The 19,921-nt window shown below is 56.7% G+C and carries 16 protein-coding genes and 1 riboswitch; of the genes, 1 reads left to right on the forward strand and 15 read right to left on the reverse strand.

All coding sequences use genetic code 11. From position 1 onward, the window contains the following. The 4 genes from J4772_RS33735 to upp all read right to left on the reverse strand — a co-directional run bounded on the left by J4772_RS33735 (position 1) and on the right by upp (position 2,715). Complete coding sequence (locus J4772_RS33735) at positions 1-405, reverse strand: ATP synthase subunit I (protein WP_116060713.1); 405 nt, start codon at positions 403-405, stop codon at positions 1-3. Then, on the reverse strand, positions 405-647 hold the full coding sequence (locus tag J4772_RS33740) for an AtpZ/AtpI family protein (RefSeq protein ID WP_209073221.1): 243 nt from the start codon (positions 645-647) through the stop codon (positions 405-407). The genes J4772_RS33735 and J4772_RS33740 overlap by 1 nt, the downstream gene beginning before the upstream one ends. 251 nt (positions 648-898) lie before the next feature. After that, positions 899-2,020 (reverse strand): non-hydrolyzing UDP-N-acetylglucosamine 2-epimerase, encoded by a 1,122-nt coding sequence (gene wecB, locus J4772_RS33745; protein ID WP_209077605.1) that lies wholly within the window; start codon positions 2,018-2,020, stop codon positions 899-901. Positions 2,021-2,085: 65 nt separating this feature from the next. Further along, on the reverse strand, positions 2,086-2,715 hold the full coding sequence (gene upp, locus J4772_RS33750; protein ID WP_116060715.1) for a uracil phosphoribosyltransferase: 630 nt from the start codon (positions 2,713-2,715) through the stop codon (positions 2,086-2,088). A 213-nt stretch (positions 2,716-2,928) separates the two neighbouring features. On the opposite strand from upp, the gene J4772_RS37240 reads away from it, so the two are divergent. Then, complete coding sequence (locus J4772_RS37240) at positions 2,929-3,225, forward strand: LSm family protein (protein ID WP_247740927.1); 297 nt, start codon at positions 2,929-2,931, stop codon at positions 3,223-3,225. A gap of 85 nt (positions 3,226-3,310) precedes the next feature. Here J4772_RS37240 and J4772_RS33760 read toward each other — a convergent pair whose 3' ends face one another. From J4772_RS33760 to J4772_RS33810, 11 genes are all read right to left on the reverse strand, one after another. After that, complete coding sequence (locus tag J4772_RS33760) at positions 3,311-5,005, reverse strand: glycerophosphodiester phosphodiesterase family protein (RefSeq protein ID WP_209073222.1); 1,695 nt, start codon at positions 5,003-5,005, stop codon at positions 3,311-3,313. Further along, complete coding sequence (locus J4772_RS33765; protein WP_209073223.1) at positions 4,995-5,930, reverse strand: hypothetical protein; 936 nt, start codon at positions 5,928-5,930, stop codon at positions 4,995-4,997. Before J4772_RS33765 ends, J4772_RS33760 begins: the two co-directional genes overlap by 11 nt. Beyond that, positions 5,927-8,611 (reverse strand): sulfatase-like hydrolase/transferase, encoded by a 2,685-nt coding sequence (locus J4772_RS33770; protein WP_209073224.1) that lies wholly within the window; start codon positions 8,609-8,611, stop codon positions 5,927-5,929. Before J4772_RS33770 ends, J4772_RS33765 begins: the two co-directional genes overlap by 4 nt. A gap of 17 nt (positions 8,612-8,628) precedes the next feature. Then, entirely contained in the window at positions 8,629-11,379 is a 2,751-nt protein-coding gene (locus J4772_RS33775; RefSeq protein WP_209073225.1) for a glycosyltransferase, read from the reverse strand. Beyond that, positions 11,369-12,235: a hypothetical protein gene (locus J4772_RS33780; RefSeq protein WP_209073226.1), complete on the reverse strand. Its 867-nt coding sequence runs from the start codon at positions 12,233-12,235 to the stop codon at positions 11,369-11,371. Before J4772_RS33780 ends, J4772_RS33775 begins: the two co-directional genes overlap by 11 nt. 18 nt (positions 12,236-12,253) lie before the next feature. After that, complete coding sequence (locus J4772_RS33785) at positions 12,254-15,172, reverse strand: glycosyltransferase (RefSeq protein WP_209073227.1); 2,919 nt, start codon at positions 15,170-15,172, stop codon at positions 12,254-12,256. 85 nt (positions 15,173-15,257) lie between these two features. Beyond that, positions 15,258-16,100: an S-layer homology domain-containing protein gene (locus J4772_RS33790; RefSeq protein ID WP_209073228.1), complete on the reverse strand. Its 843-nt coding sequence runs from the start codon at positions 16,098-16,100 to the stop codon at positions 15,258-15,260. A gap of 120 nt (positions 16,101-16,220) precedes the next feature. Continuing rightward, entirely contained in the window at positions 16,221-17,471 is a 1,251-nt protein-coding gene (gene glyA / locus J4772_RS33795) for a serine hydroxymethyltransferase (protein WP_116060724.1), read from the reverse strand. 62 nt (positions 17,472-17,533) lie between these two features. Further along, positions 17,534-18,148, reverse strand: coding sequence for a TIGR01440 family protein (locus J4772_RS33800; protein WP_209073229.1), 615 nt, complete (start codon positions 18,146-18,148; stop codon positions 17,534-17,536). 371 nt (positions 18,149-18,519) lie between these two features. Further along, positions 18,520-18,602: riboswitch (ZMP/ZTP riboswitch) on the reverse strand. Positions 18,603-18,642: 40 nt separating this feature from the next. After that, entirely contained in the window at positions 18,643-19,245 is a 603-nt protein-coding gene (locus J4772_RS33805) for a low molecular weight protein arginine phosphatase (RefSeq protein WP_116060726.1), read from the reverse strand. Between the two features lie 36 nt (positions 19,246-19,281). After that, a complete protein-coding gene (locus J4772_RS33810; protein ID WP_116060727.1) occupies positions 19,282-19,842 on the reverse strand; it encodes a manganese efflux pump MntP in 561 nt (186 codons plus the stop codon). Between the last annotated feature and the right edge of the window lie 79 nt (positions 19,843-19,921).

The following is a 19,921-nucleotide window of genomic DNA, read 5'->3' on the forward strand; positions in this document are numbered from 1 at the left end:
TTACTGCTTTTCACCCCTTTCATTTGAGGGATGTCCATTGCGTCTGCGGATGGACGATAATCCCAATACGAGTGTTGCCATCGGAGTCACAATTAATCCAGCCACCGTAGCAGCCGGGTCGTACCCCAACGTTCTGACGGAAATGACCGCGGCCAGCAATGCGATCGCCGCCCTGGACAGGAAGCCGAAGCCCCGTCCCCTGCGTCCTCCGACAGCCAAATCGGCAATGCGGATTACCTTCCATGCGAGCTGCCAAGTAAAAAGGATGCTGCCGACCGCGCCGATCAAGAAACCTCCGAAGTAGATTCCCCACTCGGGCCAGATCGCCCAGCCTAAGCAACCCAAGAACAAAAAGAAGAATGTGATGCGGCTAATCTTGCGCATAATTACCGAAATATCGTCCATTATGACCCCCTGCCTCCCGCATATTTGCGGATAAGGCCGATTGCCGAGCCGATTCCGGCGATGAGACCGACGATTAGACCGACGATGTACCCGCTGTCGGTGCCGTTTCTCTCATCATATGCGCTGCCAAGCCACCAACCGAGACCGACCAGAACGGCAAGCTCCACACCGATGGCCGTCACGAGTCCGGCCGCCCGCCAAGGGTTTTCGTCCTGCGGAGGGATCTTCGGGGAATTCGCCATCTTTCGTCGCTCCTCGCTGTTTCCTAGGGGGATTGAAACCAATCGAAGTAAGCCCTTTCCACCCAAGTTCCACGTTATATTGTAGCTTTGCTTCGCGCGGTTTGTCAATCGAGCGAAATTCAAATTTTATGTGAACACGACAGATAAAAACCGCGTAATATCAAGACTTTCCGGTCTCGCAAACCATACAGTTCAACTGTACGCTGTACGGCTCGCAAGGCTTTCCGGCTGTTGCCGTCTGCTCGGCCTTCTTACCGGCCGAAAGACTCCGGACGTTCCGTCCCTCGAAAATGGTGTAAAATTCCTTCGACAATTCTCCGCGAGGCCTGACCGTCGCCGTAAGGATTCGACGCTTCACTCATCCGCTTGTACAAAGCCGCATCGGTCAGCAGCGCCCTCGTCCGCTCGTAAACGGTCTTTTCGTCCGTCCCGACAAGCTCCAGCGTGCCTGCCTCGATGCCTTCCGGACGTTCCGTCGTATCCCGCAGCACCAGCGTCGGCACTCCGAACGAAGGAGCTTCTTCCTGAATTCCGCCCGAATCGGTCAAAATGAGGTGGGTATGCGCATAGAAATTGTTCATCCCTACCACGTCCAGCGGCTCGATCAATCTGATCCGGGGGTGCTCGCCCAAAATTTCGCGAGCCGGTTCGAGAACGGCCGGGTTCGGGTGAACCGGGTAGACGATCGCGACATCCTCGAATTCGTCGGCGATTTGCTTCACCGCGCGGAAGATTTGGCGATGAGGCTCTCCGAGCGATTCGCGGCGGTGCGCCGTCATCAGAATCATTCTTTTGCCCGCCGCCCACTCCAGATCGGGATGAGCGTAGTCCGGCTTCACCGTGTATTGGAATACGTCGGTGGCCGTGTTGCCCGTGACATAGATCGTATCGGGATTCTTGTTCTCTTTCATCAGATTGCCTGCGGACCAAGAAGTCGGGGCAAAATGCAGATCGGCCAGCACGCCGGTAAGCTGCCGGTTCATCTCTTCCGGATACGGCGACAGCTTGTTCCACGTCCGCAGTCCCGCCTCTACGTGGCCGACCTTGATCTGCTGCAGGAACGAGGCGTAGCTGGCCAGGAAAGTCGTCAGCGTGTCTCCGTGAACGAGTACGATGTCCGGCTTCGCTTCCTTCAGCACAGGCTCCAATCCTTGCAGAACGCGAATCGTAACCTCGTTAAGCGTCTGGCTCGCCTGCATGACGTCGAGATCGTAGTTCGGCGTGATTCCGAACACCTCAAGCACCTGATCGAGCATCTGACGGTGCTGTGCGGTTACGCATACGATGGACTCGATCTGCTCCGGGTGTTTCTGCAATTCCAAAATCAGCGGCGCCATCTTAATCGCTTCCGGCCGCACGCCGAAAATCGTCATGACTTTGATTTTGTCGCTCAACTCTTCTCTCCCTCTCCTACAAAACAATGCTTCCCTTGTTAGCCTTACTTCGTGCCGTACAGTCGGTCACCAGCATCGCCCAGCCCCGGAACGATGTAACCGTGCTCGTTCAACCTCTCGTCCAAAGCTCCCAAATAAATATCGATATCCGGATGCTTCTCCTGAACCGCCTTTACGCCCTCGGGAGCCGCAATCAGGCACATCAGCTTCGTAGGACGGCAATTCCGCGCCTTCAGCATGTCGATGGCCGCATTCGCCGAGCCTCCCGTTGCCAGCATCGGATCGATCACGATCAGCTCCCGCTCCGTCACGTCGGACGGCAGGCTGCAATAGTACTCCACTGGCTGCAGCGTCTCATGATCGCGATACAGGCCAATGTGACCGACCTTCGCGGAAGGAATGATTTTGAGCACGCCGTCGACCATTCCGAGCCCTGCGCGCAAAATCGGGATCAGTCCCATCATGCGCCCGGCAATCACTTTCCCCTCGGTGGCCTGAACAGGCGTCTCAACTCGCACGGTGGATAGCGGAACGTCCCTGGTCAGCTCATAGGCCATCAGCATGGCCACTTCGTCGACCAGTTCGCGGAATTGCTTCGTATTTGTCATTTTGTCACGAATAAACGTGATTTTGTGCTGGATCAGCGGATGATCGCAAATGACGAGTCGTCCCATTGTGTTCTACCCTTTCTTCTACGGCGACGGCAAGCGCCTCAGCGCTTCCGGCCGTGCTCCTATGTAGCTTGCACCGTTCATTATATCATTGTCTCCGAACGGGTGCATAACATCCTTCCTCCTCCGCGCGGATTTCGTCGAATAAATTTCTGGTCTCACCTCCCGTTAGGCGAACGCATAGCATAAAGCACAGACATCTTAGGAGGAATGACGATGCCATCCCGTTCCGCGCCCGCCGGCTCGACGCAGCTGTACAAGGCCGACAGCCAGTGGTGCGACCAATTGAGTAAAACCCGCCAGAAGCTTGCCGGCATATGCGGCCAGTGCATGAATCGCCGAGTTCGCATAGAGACGATTGACGGACATTCGTACGAAGGCGTTGTCGTAGGAGCGGACAACACTTATTTGCACCTTATGACCGGCGATGCCCGTTTCTTCGGCCCTTACGCCTCCAACGCGATTCTTACGCTGGTGCTGTTCGAGCTACTGGTCATCACGCTGCTGATCTGATGACCGGTCCCGCGAAGCCCGCGCGCGAAAGAACCTCTCTTGCCCGATGCGGGAGAGGTTCTTCTCACGTTACTTTTGAGTCGCTCTACAAGTCTGTTCGCCGATCCGGGTTTAGCAAGGAATAAACCTCCTCCCCGGTGCGACAATCGAATAATCGTCCGGAAAGCCCCGCCAATTCGTCGAGACTCCTCCAATCCAACGCCTGACAAACTTTCTCGTCAGGGAAATCAAAATAACGAACCAGGAATTCGCTTAACATTTCCCGTCTCGTATGCAGCTCCACCTCATAGGCGACAAAAGCCCGGTCCACTTCGGCGGCCGTTAAGGCATCCGTATAAAATCCGTCTACCTGCTCGCGGACATATCTTCGAACGGAGTCGAGATCGTTGATCGTATGAAGGAATACCGATGCCCCGACATCCTTTAGCCGCTGCCCCAGCCCCATGCTATAGCGGTCGGAACTCGCGGCGACGAAGCGTATTCCCTTGCTCGCCGCGAACCGTACGACTTCATCGTCCGTCGCCTTCGTTTGGTACAAGGTGTAGACGTATCGCGGAAAAGGAAAAACCCTCTCGACCGCATCGTACATTTCTTCCGTATACAGCTGCGGGATCACGCGCAGCAGGACGTCGTAGCCGAATGGAGCGGCCGCCTCGACCAGCTTCGAGAATTGACGCTCCGCAAGCCTGGGGTCGGAGTGTTTGGTATCCGTGACCATACAAGCGTCCGGATAGCGGATGAGGAACGAGAACAAATCGGCGGCAGTTACGGGCGTATAACGATTCAAGATTTTCAGACTCTTGAATTGCTCCAGAGTAAGCGGCTGACCCTCGGCCTGACCCTCCGGCCGCTTCTGATGAAGATGCCGGTACAAATAAGCCTCCCAATCATGTCTGAGCACGGGCTCTCCGTCCAAGGTCAGCAGAATATCGGCTTCGAAGACGCGATGTCCGCGCTGCGTATAGCTAAGCTCGAAGGCCTCCAGGCAGTTGGTATAGTCTACCCCGTCAAGTCTGCCCCCGGCGTGGCCGATCGTTCGGAAGTCGCCGGACGCGGGGCCCGGCGGATCGGCGCGGTACAAGCTCCCTTGCGCATGCAGGGTTGCGAACGTGTCGAAGCAAGTAGACTCCACCGGCAAGCCGGAAGCCCAGGTCACGATATTGAGGCCTCTCTGATTGGGGCTTCTCTCGATCCCGTTCAGCCGTATGCTGCTGACGTTCGTCGACAGGGAGCCTCCGCTCGCAACGACGGCCTCGGTTTCTCCCAGCATCCCTTCCCACCGCAATTCTTCGACCGAGCATTCTTCGTGCAGCACCTCGTAGGACGTTCCTTCTTTCTTACGGCCGATCCACACGTAGCTGTGGCGAAGCTTCCGTCTGTCAAGCTTGGTCATGCCGAACAGACGCAAGCGTTCCGCAATCTCGTCCGTAATTTGCTGGCTTCCTTCGTCTTTAACGGAGACGATCGCGTAAGCTCCCTCGGGAATGCCGCCGAGATAATCCAGCAACCCGCTTCCCTCCACCACCTTGATGCCGTACCCTTGATAGGTCAAGTGGGGAATATAGGAGCTGGCATGAAAATAAATCGGCCGGTCGTTCCGGTCCAGGACGATATCGGCAAAAGAACGAATCCAAACCCCGTGGCGCCTGTACAGCGATGAGCAATAGGCGGCGTAAACCAGACCGGCTTTTCCGCTCCTCTTCTCCGCCGGCATGCCGGATGGCGGAATGTAGATGCTCTCCCGCTCCAGAGAGACCAGCTCGGCCATCCTAGGAAGCATTCTTCTCCCCCTCTGCCGGAACGGCGCGATAAATGGCGTTATCCTCATACATGGTAATGAACGTATCCACTCTGTAAATCCCTTCCGCCTTGGAATCCATCATATCGAATACGGCGATGTTCATGCCTCGCAGATTTTGCGAGCACTGCCGGCCGTCGATCCGGATACGGGAGTAATTGCCCGCGTGGCAGCCTGCGCTCTCGACCTCCAGGCACATCGGAAACTTGAAATCGTTGATGAAATCCCCTTGATCGTAACGCTTGGCCAACGGTCCGACCGAACACTCTTCGTATAAGTTGATATACGTATTGTGATATTTCTTCCAAATGATATTGATATAGCTATGGCGCAAATGCTCCCTGGTCAGCGAACGTACGCCCACTTCGCAAAGCTTCTCTTGCCAATCGTGATTCAACGCTTGGGAGCCGTCGTCCTTAACAGAAATAATGATAATCGAGAAAGGCGCCGCCTCCCTCAGCAGATCGAATAAGCTTCTCCCCTGAACCAGATGAACATGGTAGTTTTCCGCCCACAGGAGCGGCATCAAGCGGCAGTCGTCGAAATGCGCGGTTATGCGCCCGGAGATCCAATCCGAACGCTCCCGCCCTACAAAGGCAATCCCCTTCTCCTCGCAGCTCTTCGCAAAAACGTCGTACGCTTCCGCTGCCTCTTCCCATCGCGGGTTTTCACAGATGAACTTGCAGGAGCCGTCTTCCTCCCCCAACAGCTTCTCCCATTTCGAGAACGAGTACGGAGGCGCTGCGGCGACAGCCTCCGGCTCGACCGGATCTTCCTCCGCAGCGAACGCCTTCTTCGGATCGAGAATGGCCGGCAACCCGGGGCCCGGCTTCCTCATAGCGAGCAGTATTGAAATCCAAGTCAAAAACAATGCCGCTGCCGCAGCCTGCAACCACACCTCGCTCATGCGCCCACCTCCCGGGAAGATCTTTCTTTGAAGGCCCGATACATCTGCGTATCGATGTGAGTCGAAGCGAACGTGTCCGCTCCGAACATTTCCGCGACGGCTCCCGTCTCCATGTCCACCACCGCGAAATTCAATCCCCTTTGATTGCGGCTGCACGAGCAGCCGTTGACCTTGATCTCGGACAGATTGCCCGCCGCCGCGCCCCGGCTAATGACTTGAAGGTCGCAAGGCAGCGCGATTCCGTCGATCAGCGCCCCGTTCGGCCAGTTCTTTTCGATCGGAAGCTCGGTCGCCTCTTCGTACAAGGAGACGTATCCTTTATTTTTATAAATCAGGTTTGCATAGCTGTGTCGATATTTCGTAACGTCCAACTGAAGGAAGCCGTATTCGGCCATCTCCCGAGCAAACCTCTGTCCGAACTGGGCGGAAGCCTCGTCCTTGGCCGCGACCACGATCAGAGAGTGATCCGGAAGGCCTCGCAAATACTCGGGCAGGGAAACCGGATTCACGGGCTCCACCTTGTAGCCTTTTTCGATCAGTCTATCCGCATAGGAACGATCCCCGAAATAAATCTGCTGCTCGTTGGCGTCCCAGTCGATGGTAGAGTAAAAACGAATGTTCTTTCTCCTTGCCCGCCGGTAATAGCTTTCCAATCGTTTCATCTCGTCCGGGTTCGTCTGACCGCCTGAATACTGACTATCCATGTCCAGCGTTATCGGAATGACGACCGCCGCATCGTCCGCGATGCTTAATAATCGCTCTACGTTCGGAGTAAAAGCCGCCTGCACGGCCGCTCCCTCTCCCTCCGCGACCTCCGAAGGACGATCCGGAACGAGCAAGTCGTTGGCGATCAAATGCTCCGATCGGTTAACCTTCTCGCGACTATACTCGAACCTGCTTTTGTTGATCCCCGACACCGGAAGAACCATCGTTTCTTTCTCACGGTCGAAAATAGCGCTGTACACGTAATCGCCGGATTCGGAAGCGCAGCACAGCGCGTCGCGGGTCGCAAAGGAGCCCGGATGGAACTGTGTTAAGGGAACGACTCGATCCTCAGGCGCCGAAAACAGGTTTGCCCCCATTCCATAAGCGATTTTCGGCAGGCCCAGCAGGTGAAGCAGCGTCTGTCCCACGTCCAGCGTGCTGCCGACCTTGTCGGATACGTGCGCGATTCTCCGGCTCGGATCGCCGCAGGCGACGACGAAAGGCACTTGCGCTACGCTCATCCTGTTGGTTTCCCTCAGCAAGTTCGATTGCGGGATGCCCAATTCTTCGTATAACACCGGAAGATGCTCCAATCCGATCCCTTCATGATCGCCATAGACGGCGAAAACCGTATTTTCCAGCAATCCGTCCCGTTCCAGCAGCTCATAAAACCGCTGCAGCGCCCGGTCGGTATAATTGACGCTTTGATAGTATCGGACCAACGGCTCCGGAACGTCATTATCCAGCTGAAGGCCCCACAGACTCTGTTCGAGTTCAAACGGAAAATGGGAGGTCAAGCTGATCGTAAACGAGAAAAATGGCGGTTTCATCGCTTTGATCTTCTCGACAGATTGCTCGAAAAACGAAAAATCCGACATCCAATAGGAGGCCCGATCCGTAGACAAATAATCTTCTTCCGAATAGAACGCCTCAAATCCGTAAGTCTTCATCATCGTGCGCCGATTATAGAAATCGCCCTTGTACCCATGGTAAGCCGTCGCCTGGTAACCGTGGCTTCGCAATATCGCCGGCAGCCCGTGGAATTTCTTGTCGTAGTGCCTGTAATTGACGACCTCTCGTTTCAAGGGATACAACGATTGCAGCACGGCCAATTCGGCATCGCAGGTGTGTCCTTGAGCGTATTGGCTGAAAATGTCCGTGAAAGCCAGATTTTCGCGGGCCAGCCGGTTAAGGAACGGCGTAATCTCCTGACCTGCAGCTCGGCGATGCAGCAGGAACTGCTGGAACGATTCCAACTGGATCAGAATGAGATTCATCCCCTTAAACCGTCCGAACCATTCGTCCCCTGAGGGATCGTCATCGGCCCGCTCGTCCCCGTCCCCTCCTCCTTCACTATCCTCATTCCGCAGCATTGCCGACTCCTCGCGCATTCGCTCTTGCTCCGCCCGGCTTCTCCGCGCCAACAGCCAGGAGAAATAATAAGAGACGAACATTCCGAACAGATGGCTCTCCATCGCGCCTGTTTTCAGCCTGCGATATTGCCTTAAGGTGAGAGCGACCAGGACGACAAGCGCCCCGTTCAAAACCCGCCATTCCCATAAGGGGTCGTCCGGATCGCCGACAATAAAGAGGGCGGCAAGCGTTTCCGCCCACACAAAGATCAACACGATATCGCCCCGCTTCGCCAGTCGGCCGGCCGACTGAATGAGCATTGCGGCGCTCGAAGAAGCCGTCTTCGCGGAGCGCGAAAACTGCTTGATGTGCGAAAGCGGGATCGGATGCCCGAAGAAGCGCGCATGGACCACATTCCCGTAATAGGCCAGATTGGCCAAAAAGGTCAAGGCGATCGTCGCCCAAACGCTCCAATCGGCGAGCAACTGGAGAGTCGCGCCGGCGACGGTCGATGCCGCGATTTGTTCCATGGAGAGCGGCTTCAAGCCGCGCGCCTGATTCAAAGCCATGTTCCAGCTCAAATGCCACACGATAAAAACAAAAATGAGTATTACGGAGGACATAACCTTATCCCTTCTTCCTAGTCGAACCTTGCCACGGTTGGCCGAAAGCTAAGCTCCGTCTCTTCGGCGATCCACTGCAGCCGGCCAAAGCTGGACTCCGGCGGTTGACCGCCGTCCCCCCGGATAAAAACGGCCATTCCTTTTTTCAGGCAACCTACGACCTCGGGCAGCCAATCTGCCTCTTTCGCTCCGGGCCCCAAGCGGAATTCGATCTCTCCGGGCTCGCGCTTCTCCGCTTTCGCCCTGCCGTCGTTTTGAAGCTCTTCGCTTCCGAGAGCGTCCCGAATCACCTTTTTCCAGCGTTCCTTCCAACTTGCTTTATCAAATGCCTTGGACACTTGAAGCGCATTACTCCCCATTCGCCTGCGCAATTCCGGGTTGTCCAGACACTCGACGATCGCAGCCTCCAAAGCTTCGGCATTCGGACCGACGAGAAGCCCGTTAAACCGGTCGATGACGATGTCCGTCAGACCGCCGATTCTGGTCGCGATCACGGCGTTGCCCGTTGCGCACGCTTCCAGGCAGGACAGGCTCGTCCCTTCGCTGTATAAGGTTGGAATCAATACGATGTCCGCTTCTTTGTAGACCGCATGCATCTCATCGGGATCTCGATGATAGCAGAAGACGCGGCCGGGCCAACGCTTCATCGCTTCGCGAATTTGCCGAACGTCTTCATCGAAGCCCTTGCCGACGAAATGGAATTCGGTCGACGGATACCGGGCCAAAATGCGATCCGCCGAGGCCAGCGTTAAATATAAGCCTCTCGCCTCATACAGTCTCCTGGGGTAGACAATGCGAATTTTTCCGTCTCGTTTCCGCGGAACGGGGAAAAACTCGTTCGGATCGACGTAATTCGGTATCGTCAACATCTGCTGCCCAGTTCGGTAAGAGACGGTTTGAAACCAATTCGCCGTATTCGTATCCACGGAAACGATCTTCTGCAGGTGCTCCGCGCTGCGAATAAAACGTTCGTTGCTCAGCCAGAACTGCTCGCCGTTCGCGTAGTCGCTTCCCCGGTTGTCCCACGCAACGCCGTGGCTGATCCCGATGCTGGGATGGGCGACGCGCGGATAAGCCTGGAAGAACGCCGAGTATATGTGAAGCAGCGACTTGCCTTCCTCCGCGTACAAATACCGCCGATTAAACGCATTAAGCCGCTCCATCGAGAATTCCCCGATATCCAGCGTCCCATGGCCGAGACTGTAAACGTCGATATTGCGGTACTTGCGGTACCAGGCGTAATTGCCATACTGATGCAGATCCAGCCTCACGCCGAGCTCTTCGCATACTTCGTGAAGATCGATAAGGTATCTTTCCGCCCCGCCCGTATAAAAATTTTCCCCATCGTAGTCGAAGAACGTTGCAGTAAATACGCTGACATGCGGGCCATGGGGGCGGTTGGCCAACAGCTTCAGACAGCCCGGCCGGGATTCGAGCTCGCACTCGATCTCGTCGGCCCTCGTCTTCCACTGATTGGAGCCGGCGATCGAGCGCAAGCGCGTTCGGGCATCCGGGGTCAAGTTCCGGAAGCTGTCGTCGAACGCCAAGCCTTCCCCTGAACGAACGATCGTGATCCCGGGTCCGGCATAAGGCAGCACCTCGGCGATCGGTGTCGACAGGATCGGCTTGCCGATGGCGCAATATTCGAAAAACTTCACCGGCGAAACCGCGTTCGTCAAATCGTTCACGACAAATGGGATCATGAGCGCGTCGAAATGCTCGGCATATTCCTTTAGCCTCGCATACGGCTTCGGTCCGAGAAAATGCACGTTGTCCGGGAACGGGTCCTGCGAAATTCCGCAATGTCCGATCAGGACGATTTCGACCTGCGGCAAGCGGGCCAGCTCGATGACCAGCTTCGTATCGAACCATTCCTCGATCGCTCCGTAATAGCCGACGATCTTTTTGTTTTTCGCGACAATCGCTTTAAGCTCTTCCGGCGTTTCGCGTTTCCCTGCCGATTCTGCCCGGAAGTCCTCCGGTCGCACAGCGTTCGGCAAGTAGACGGCATCGGGCCGGTCCCCCACATATTCGGCCAATCGACGCGCAGAATACGTAACCAGATCGGCTTCGTGCAGCACCTCGTAATGCTTGGCCAGCATATTGCGATCGTAGAGACCGAAGAAATCGACCCGATCGAGAACGTCGTACCATACCGTTTTGTGGGGAAGATGATCGGCCCACGCATTTTGCATCAGGTACGTATTCAGCACGAGAACATGGCAGGTCTGCAAGGCCTGAAGCAGATGCTCCTGCCCGGATACGACGTACAGCCCCCGCTCCCGTTCCTTCAGGCGGAATTGGCCGCCGGGCTCGCAGAAAAAGCAAAGATAGCCCCTTCTGGCGAATTCGATCAACAATTGCTGCGGACGTTGAAGCGGCTCCCAGTGCACGGCGATCGGATAAACGACGATCCCGCGATAATCCCCGCCTTGCACAACCTGCATGATCCGTCTTGCTTCGTCGGTCAACGGCGACTCGACGAACTGGCCGTAATAGATGGATTGGTCGCGATAACGCGGAGCGAAGAGCAAATCCGCTTTCGCCAGCTCGCCTTCAAGGCGAACGATTTCCTCGCGAAGCTGCCGGACGGCCGCCACTCCGGCCTCCCCCTCCCTCTCCAGCTCCGCGATCGTCCGCTTACGGCTCTCCAACGAGTCGAACTGATCCTCAATCAGCGCCTGAAAACGTTCCAATGCTCTACGAAGAGCTTCCGCCTCCCGCTGTACCGCCGTCGGCGCCGCGAAGACCTCGGGATTATCCCGCATGCTTGCGCACCTCCAGCTGTGCGCTTAAGGTGGGAAGCATAGCGGCGATGACTCCCGACTCCAGCGCGAACGCATCTTTTCTGGCCGCGGCGTAAGGTCTCCATCTTTTGTCCGAGTAGGTGACGAGTCCGGCTTCTTTAAGCAGCTCGTAGTGTTTAAGCCTTGCCGAAGCATCCATTCCCCACAGCAGGTCCTCGTGCTCGCAGAGGTCGTACCAGATCGTCTTGGCGGGCAGCAAATCGAACCAGGCGGCTTGCAATACCCAGGTGCATAAAATCGTCGGCGCTATTTTTCGTTCGATCAGCCAGCCAAGAAGAGCGGCCTCGTCTTCGAATTCATAGTAGCCATCCGGCATGTCCGTGCCCGAGGAGCGGTTTCCGCGATCGGCATAGGTCAAACAAACGAAGCCTTCGTTCGCTAGCCCCTTCAACAAAGCCGACACGCGGCCGTCGCTGTAACGGAGCCCGTCGGGCGCCACGACAACGCCCTTATGCGAAGCCCCAAGCCGGAGCATTTCGCTCGCGAGCGAGGTTGCCGGGTCGATCCTCCGCGAGGCCTCCATGTAATAGTGTCGCCTTTGCCTATAATCGGAATCGTATGAAACCCGCGCCGTCCGGCTTTCCAGCAGCTGCGACAGACTTTCGACCTGCAGCCGCAGCGCCTCGATCTCCCGCTGCTTCTCCCGTACCGCTTCCCTGCGCGCTGCCGCGTCCCGGTCCATTTCCTCCGCCGTCCGCTTCAGGCGATGAAGCTCCAGCCTCCTGCTTCGGCTCAGTTCCCCAAGCGCGTCCATTTGCCGCTCTTGATGGCTCTGCTGCAAGAAGGCAGCTTCCGCATTAGGTTCCAATCGGATCATAACTTCACTTCCTTGGTTTTATACGAAGCTCAAATGCAGCCACTTTCTTTTCAGCTTCTCGTGCAGCCGGGGCCAGCCCCCGGCGAAGCCCGAGTCGATCCTGGAAGACAGGCTTCCTTCGTGAATCCGGTAATAATACAGGGGCTCCTGCAGGTGGACGAACCGCCCGACCAGTGCGAGACGAATCGCGAAATCCCTGTCTTCAATGCCGAACAGAGACTCGTCGAACCCCCCGGATTTCCGATAAGCCGAAGCTTTCCACAGCAGCGACGGGCCGCCGTTCTGCAGCCCGTTCAGCCTATACGCGGACAAACGCTTCGTCTCGATCGCCAGCCCGTCCTTGTCGATGTGGTAGTAATCGGAGAAGACGGCGCTTGCATCCGGACAGGCGGCGAGAGTCTGCACCATCCGTTCCAGCCATCGAGGCTGGACTCCGTTGTCAGCGGAAGTCCAGCCCATCAGAGAGCCCTCGGCTTTCGACAGGCCATAATTCAGCGCATGCGGGAGCCCCCGGTTCTTCTCCAATCTGTAATACTTCACCCGACTGTCATGGGCGAAACGACGTACGATCGCCGCCACGTCATCGTCCGATCCGTCGTCTACGACGACGAGTTCCAGCTCCAGGTAGGTTTGAGCCAGAATGGCGCGAATGCTCTCGAATAAATAAAGCGTATCGTTATAGACGGGCAAAATCAGACTGACAAGCGGCCATCCCGATTGCCTAGTCGTTTCTGCCTGCTTCGTCAAGCTTCCCTCTCGCGAACGCGCAAATAGCGCGGACCACTCTGGCATATTCAAATAAGAGAATATCGGGGAAAGCATGCTTTGCGCCGCCGGCGAATCGACGGGGAAGGCTTCCATAATCGCCCGGGATATTCGGTCGTGCCCCTCGGCCGCATGCGTCTCGTAAATCGCCCCGGCAAGCCGATAAACGCAGCGCTCATTCGTATAGCCGGAGCTTTCCAAGCCTTGCCGCCAGGACACGAGCGCCCGCAATCTGTCTCCCGTCTGCCACTGAAGCTCGGCAATCAGGGACAACCAATCCGACTCGGTCGTCCGCACGTGCTTCGAATGGACGACCGGATTCGCTTTTAACGTGTCGACCAATAAGCCCAGCGCCTCCCGCTTCATTTCGTCCATCTCCGCGTTCGCGGCAAGCTTCCCGTAGAGATAGACGAAATCCAGCGTCTCCCTTGAGCCGAGCTCGGCTTCCATCGCGTTGTAGAGACACTCCGAAGCTTCCTCCGTCCTGCCCAGATTAATCAAAGCCAAAATTCGATAAAATTGAAAAGTCGGCCATTCCTCCGCCCCGTCCGGAGGCTGGCGCATATCCAATACCTCCTGGTACCTTTGGCAGGCGAAGGCGACAAGCATGCGCTGAATCGGCGGAGCTCCCAAGGAGATTTCGCGATAGGCGTTCCGCTTGTCCGATGAGACGACAAACGGTCTCTCTACGATAATTCCGGCGGTGCCCCGCGACAGGGAAAGCCCCGGATCGGCAATGCCCGAATTGGCCGCAACCCGGATTCGCCGCTCCGTCCATTCGCACCCCAGACGGTCCGAGTAGGCACGCACCAATACGTCTCCTCCGCAGGCAATCGTCTCCGCGAACGTCTCCTCATCCCATTCGGACGCAAGCCGCTCGTTGGGGTGCCATATCCACAAAATATCCGCCCGGCATGCAGCCGCGAATTTGGCTCCGGCTTGTTCCGCTCTTTGCTCCTCCACCCAACGGATGCGGCTTCTCTTTGGCCAATTTTTAGCGTCCTTGCCAAAGCTCGGCTTGGACCACAGTCCGATCTCGTACGGCATGTCCTTGAAGCGAAGCGAGAGATGCTCCAGCAATTCCTCGCGATCCGCCTCCAATTGCGGATGGACGATTAATATCGCCACTTTCATTTCTCGAACCTCTTTTCCGAACGTCTCCTCGATTTTTTTCGCCTTGACGGCGGCGATCCGTCCGTGCCGACGAATGACGTCAACGCGCGAACCGCAGTGATCCGGCAGAAATTCCGTTTGCCGCGCAACCTCCCGCTCCCATCGTCTATACCAGGCATAGGCCTCTTCCCAGCGTCGTTCGCTATAGCAAATTTCGATCTGGATCGCGTAAGGATCCGGATAAGAGGGCAAATCTTCAACGCTTGCCCGAATCGCCTGCTCGGCTTCCAATCCCTGCTCCAAATGCAGACAGGCCATGATTTTAAAATAGTGCGCTTGAGCCCTGCTGTACGCATCCGACCCCGCCAGCAAGCTAAGCGCGGAATTCGCGTATTCAATGCATTCGATGTAACTTCCGACATGGTGAAGCTCCGCTGCGAGGTAACGATGAATTCGTCCGTCGGAAGGGCGCGCCTGCAGCTCTCTGCCTAAAATCCTCATGTTCCTCCGGCTTTTGGCGAGATGGAATTCCGAGGAGTACCCAACGTGGCGGAAGGAAGCGAACGGACATTGCGCGTTCAGTCGCTTAATCCCATCGCAGGCTGCGACCAGCTTTTCGTGAATGCCACCCTCGTATCGATAGTGTCTAGGAGAAAAAAGCCGATCGACGTGAGTTACCGCCAACATCCGGTCGTCCTTCGTCTCGTAGTGGCGACATTCGAATGCGACAACCGTTTGCCGGGCAAGAGAAGCGAGCCACTCCTTGAGATCGGTTTCTCCTTTCCAGACAAACTCTTCGTCCGCATCGATCACCAGAACCCAATCCGCCCCATCCGCGTATTTCAGCGAAATATTTCGCGCCTCGCCGAAATGATCGTTCCACTCCGCTTCGTAAACTCGGGCGCCGAGCTCACGGGCCGTTTGGACACTGCCGTCCTCGGACCCCGTATCCACGATGACGATGTCGTCCAAGTGCGGCATTACGCTTCGCACGGCTTTGGCCAAAGACGCCTCATTGTTTCTCGTCAGCATGCAGCATACGATTTTCATCCCGCTCATTTCTTTCTCGCCTCGTGAAATAGGAAAGGCCGTTACCCGCTCTCGGGTGAAAGCGGGATAACGTCCTCGGAAATCCGCTGCCCGATCAGACCGACGGATCGCTGTTCGAAATCTTCTTCCCTTCGTCTAGCAGCGCTTTTACGCTTTCCTTGTACGCCTCGAAGTTGTCGCCGTTGATAAATGCCGAGGTGACCAAGGCCACTTCCTTGCGATCGACCTGGCTCTTGGGAGCGAATCTGCCGCCTGGCGCCGAGAGCAAGTCGGCTTCGAGGGCGGCCTGGACGTAAGGCTTGGCCCACGAACTGATCTCGCTAGCATCGCTGACCGCCAATCCGCCCCCTTTGCCCACGATGCTTGTCTGCGTAATCCGAACCAAAATGACGGCTAGTTCCTCTCTTGTAAGAACGGCGTTCGGACGGAAGCTGCCGTCCGAGCCCGTCATGACTCCCAATCTGTCCATGACGCTGATGTATTTCAAGCCCCAATGGTCTTTGCTCACGTCCTTGAAATCCGATACCGGCGCGAGCGTCGCGTTCAGGTTTAACGATCTGGCCAAAATTGCGGCAACCTGGGCGCGGGTCAATTTTCCTTCCAGATTGAGCTGCCCTTTGTCGTCGCCAACCATAATGGCCTTCTCCATCAGTTCGTTTACCGCCGCCTGCAGCGCGTCTGGACTTCTTGCCTCGTCGGCCGCGAATACCGCGACCGGCGCTGCCAGCGCATTGGCGACCATCGCCGAAGAAACGACATATCTCGTTATCTTGCTTTTCTTATCGATATTCAAATCTACTTCCTCCGTTTCGGTAGGCTGCATAATTAAGCGACCGTGCGCGGTCAAGCTTCGACATCCTTCGAGGAGTATTATAGTTTGCTCTCTGTAATGCCGGTAAGTGACCGCCGTCATCGTTTTTGTCATCGTTTTGGTCACCCAGGGTCATGTCCTCCCCACGCGCTTAGCTCGAAAAAGACACCGGAACGCAAAAAAAGCCCTCCGGCTTCCAGTCAGGAAGCAAGAGGGCTTGTGCTTATATTCTATGCAACCAAAGCATTAGTACGCCAGGTTCGGGTACAAAGGATACTGCGCAGTCAGATCGGCGACCATCTTGCGGGCTTGCGCCAGCGTCGCTTCGTCCTTCGTATTTCTCAACGTCAGAGCGATGACCTTGGCGATCGTCTTCATCGCTTCGACGTCCATGCCGCGCGTCGTAACGGCCGGCGTGCCGAGACGGATGCCGCTCGTAATGAACGGGCTGGTCGGATCGAACGGAATCGCGTTCTTGTTAACGGTAATCGCTACGGAGTCGAGCACATGCTCCGCCTCTTTGCCCGTAATGTTCAAGTTGCGCGTATCGATTAGCATCAGGTGGTTGTCGGTGCCGCCGGATACGATGTTCAGACCTTCGGCGACAAGCGCTTCGGACAGCGCCTTGGCGTTGATGACAACGTTGCGCGCATAATCCTTGAACGAAGGCTGGAGCGCTTCGCCGAGCGCGACCGCTTTAGCCGCGATGATGTGCATCAGCGGACCGCCTTGCGTGCCCGGGAATACCGCTTTGTCGATCGCCGCCGCCCAAGCTTTGCGGCACAGAATCAAGCCGCCGCGAGGACCGCGCAGCGTCTTGTGCGTCGTCGTCGTAACGAAGTGCGCGTACGGCACCGGATTCTGGTGCTCGCCGCCGGCTACAAGACCTGCGATATGCGCCATGTCGACCATGAACAGCGCGCCTACGTCGTTGGCGATTTGGCCGATTTTCTCGAAATCGATCGCGCGCGGATAAGCGGATGCGCCTGCAACAATTAGACGAGGACGGTGCTTAAACGCCGCCTTGCGCAGCTCTTCGTAATCGATCGTGAACGTCTGGTCGTTAACTCCGTAAGCGACGAAGTTGTACAGCAGGCCGGACGCGTTCGCCGGATTGCCGTGCGTCAAGTGGCCGCCGTGCGCCAAATTCATGCCCAGTACCGTATCGCCCGGCTTCAGAACGGCCAGATAGACGGCCAGGTTCGCCTGAGCGCCGGAGTGAGGCTGCACGTTGGCGTGCTCGGCTCCGAACAGTTCCTTCGCACGATCGCGAGCGATTTGCTCCGGGATGTCGACGTATTCGCAGCCGCCATAGTAACGCTTGCCCGGGTAGCCTTCCGCATATTTATTAGTCAGAACTGTGCCCATCGTTTCGAGAACGGCTTCGCTGACGATATTTTCGGAAGCGATCAGTTCGATGTTGTCGCGTTGACGTTTCAGTTCCAGGTTCAGGGCTTCGACGATTTCCGGATCTTGATTGCGCAAATTTTCCAACATAATAGCTATTCCTCCCGTTTTGTAGTCCGTTTTTTTTGTTCCTTTGCTCATTCGATAAAGCGTTAATCGCAAGCAGGCGACGAGGGACTGCCGCCAGACTCTCCCGCGATGGAAGCATTTCGGCCATCCTGCTCGTAAACGGCTCTTGCGCCCCCGATCAACTTCGGCCGAGTGGCGGCCATGTTAACCCGAGCGTGCCCAACCTCGCGGATGGACGGCCTGAGAGGCACGGCGACGGGACGAAGATGCATCCCGATGAGCGTCTCGCCGATATCGATGCCGGCATGGGCTTGCACTGCCTCGACGAGACAGGGCTCCTCCAGTCGGCGATAAGCGTAGGCGGCCATCGACCCGCCCGCTTTCGGGACGGGAACCGCAGCCACCTCGGTCCAGCCTTGAGCTTCGGCTAGCCGCCGCTCGGCCACGAGCGCCCGGTTCAGATGCTCGCAGCATTGCCAGACGACATGCACCCCGACGCGCGCCCGCACCCGTTCGACCCCTTCATGAATCAGGCTCGCAACCTCCTCCGCCCCGAAGGTTCCGATCCGCTGTCCTCGCACTTCGCTCGTGCTGACTCCCAGCACGACAATCTGGCCCGGACGGAGCTTGCCCATCCTCACCAATTCGTCCATCAACATTTCCGCTTGATCGACGATCGAACGAGACTCCGCAGTCATACCTGCCATCCTCCTAGGGCGTGTCTGCATACTCCGAGGGCAGCAGATTTTGCCGAATTTTCGTCCCATGCAAGGAACTTTTGTGAAGGCGTACCGGGGGTACGTCAAGCAAAAGTGACGAAGCAGGGGGCGAAAAGGCGGTGAAAGACGCCCCCGAGCGGGTTTGCAGACATGCCCTCGCCGCACAGTTGTTCCGTTAGACGACAATACAGGTATTATACCTGAATTTACCGGGCTCAAACATAGGACGGGTGTCGAACGATGTCGCATTAACGCCTCCAGCCGGCGTCCCGATCGGCTTCAAACCAAGTTCGAACAACCTCTTCAAGAGGTAAAAAGACAAAAAAGAGCAAGCGCGCTTATAGCACGCTGCTCTTCGCCCAGGCGACCGGCCGTCATTCCGATGCTCCACCGTGGTATACTCCACTTGTCGTCGCCAGTTACATCGGAATCTTGAAGTTATAGGATCATCATACCTAAGCTTCGCAAAAAAATCAATCACCGGCTCGCGAATTTCCGCGATCCCGGTCCCACTTATCGATCAGCATCAATAAAATATCCTCGATTTCGTCGGCTGTCCGCTCATAGAGCGACAACGGGCCTCCGAACGGATCGGCGACATCGAAGTCCGGAATTCGGCGCTGCAGCTCGAATAGCCGTACCTTCTCCTCGTCCGTCATCGGCTCGCCGAGCAGCTGCTTTACCTGCCACTCCGAATAGATCCGTTCCGCCTCCGCCACATCGTCCATAACCGGATCTCCGCGCAGCGCATATTCCTTCAGCGTGAACGTCTTGGACAGCGCTTCGGGATAACGTTCCAGAATCGCCCTCTTGTGCCCGGCCGTCATCGTCAGGATGAGGTTGGCCCAGACTACCTCTTCCGCGCTTAACGAAGTCGAAGTTCCGGGTATCTCCAGTTTGCGCCTTTTGAGCGTCTCCGCCGCATTCGGCGAAATCGGCGAGCCGTTAGCCGCGGCTATGCCTGCGGAGCGAATCTCGAGCGGCTTGCCGCTGCGCGCGGCCAAATCCTTGAAGATCGCCTCGGCCATGGGACTACGGCAAGTGTTGCCCGTGCATACGATCAAAACCCGATTCATATTCTCCCCCTGCTTGCATAGTTGATGGATAACTCTCTATATCAGAAATAATAGACCAAATCCGAACAAAATAACACCGCCAAGCGCCTCGCCATATCCTCCCAGGCTCCGGCTTGCTTTTCTCCCGAGCATCAGTCCGAACACGCTCAGCATTCCGCCGAACAGCCCGAACATCAGCACGGTTAGCCACACATGCGCAGAGAACATCCCCAAGGATACCCCGACGGAAAAGGAATCGACGCTCACGCTAAATGCAAATACGAGCATCCCCCATAAGGTACGATGATTGATCGAATCCACCGACTCCCCGCGCAAGGAGCTGTACACCATATGCCCTCCAAGCAGAAGCAGCAGCGCTCCGGCTGCGGAAGTGGCGATCCCTCCGAGCAGTTCGCTGACGTATTGCCCCGTATACATGCCGCCGAGCGGCATCAGCACATGGAAAATGCCGATCAGCGTGCTCAGCTTCAAAATATCGTACAGCCGCACGCCCTTCAAACCGATGCCGATCCCTAGCGAGAACGCGTCCATGCCCAAAGCGACCGCCATCACCAGAATGGTCAGCGCCTGACCGGTTGCCGCAGACACGTCAACCATGCTTGTCCCTCCTTGCATTCAACCGACGCCGCGAGTTATCGCGGCGCAAGCTTGCCGCCTGTCCCTCTCCACAACATAT

It is taken from the genome of Cohnella sp. LGH (assembly GCF_017671885.1).
Lineage (GTDB): Bacteria > Bacillota > Bacilli > Paenibacillales > Paenibacillaceae > Cohnella > Cohnella phaseoli.

Coding starts and splice junctions, on each gene's coding strand:
- J4772_RS33740 (WP_209073221.1), bottom strand. CDS start 647: ATGGCGAATTCCCCGAAGATCCCTCCGCAGGACGAAAACCCTTGGCGG.
- J4772_RS33800 (WP_209073229.1), bottom strand. CDS start 18,148: ATGACTGCGGAGTCTCGTTCGATCGTCGATCAAGCGGAAATGTTGATG.
- J4772_RS33770 (WP_209073224.1), bottom strand. CDS start 8,611: ATGTCCTCCGTAATACTCATTTTTGTTTTTATCGTGTGGCATTTGAGC.
- J4772_RS33805 (WP_116060726.1), bottom strand. CDS start 19,245: ATGAATCGGGTTTTGATCGTATGCACGGGCAACACTTGCCGTAGTCCC.
- J4772_RS33735 (WP_116060713.1), bottom strand. CDS start 405: ATGGACGATATTTCGGTAATTATGCGCAAGATTAGCCGCATCACATTC.
- J4772_RS37240 (WP_247740927.1), top strand. CDS start 2,929: ATGCCATCCCGTTCCGCGCCCGCCGGCTCGACGCAGCTGTACAAGGCC.
- J4772_RS33765 (WP_209073223.1), bottom strand. CDS start 5,930: ATGAGCGAGGTGTGGTTGCAGGCTGCGGCAGCGGCATTGTTTTTGACT.
- J4772_RS33785 (WP_209073227.1), bottom strand. CDS start 15,172: ATGAGCGGGATGAAAATCGTATGCTGCATGCTGACGAGAAACAATGAG.
- J4772_RS33780 (WP_209073226.1), bottom strand. CDS start 12,235: ATGATCCGATTGGAACCTAATGCGGAAGCTGCCTTCTTGCAGCAGAGC.
- upp (WP_116060715.1), bottom strand. CDS start 2,715: ATGGGACGACTCGTCATTTGCGATCATCCGCTGATCCAGCACAAAATC.
- J4772_RS33810 (WP_116060727.1), bottom strand. CDS start 19,842: ATGGTTGACGTGTCTGCGGCAACCGGTCAGGCGCTGACCATTCTGGTG.
- J4772_RS33760 (WP_209073222.1), bottom strand. CDS start 5,005: ATGCTTCCTAGGATGGCCGAGCTGGTCTCTCTGGAGCGGGAGAGCATC.
- J4772_RS33775 (WP_209073225.1), bottom strand. CDS start 11,379: ATGCGGGATAATCCCGAGGTCTTCGCGGCGCCGACGGCGGTACAGCGG.
- glyA (WP_116060724.1), bottom strand. CDS start 17,471: ATGTTGGAAAATTTGCGCAATCAAGATCCGGAAATCGTCGAAGCCCTG.
- wecB (WP_209077605.1), bottom strand. CDS start 2,020: ATGACGATTTTCGGCGTGCGGCCGGAAGCGATTAAGATGGCGCCGCTG.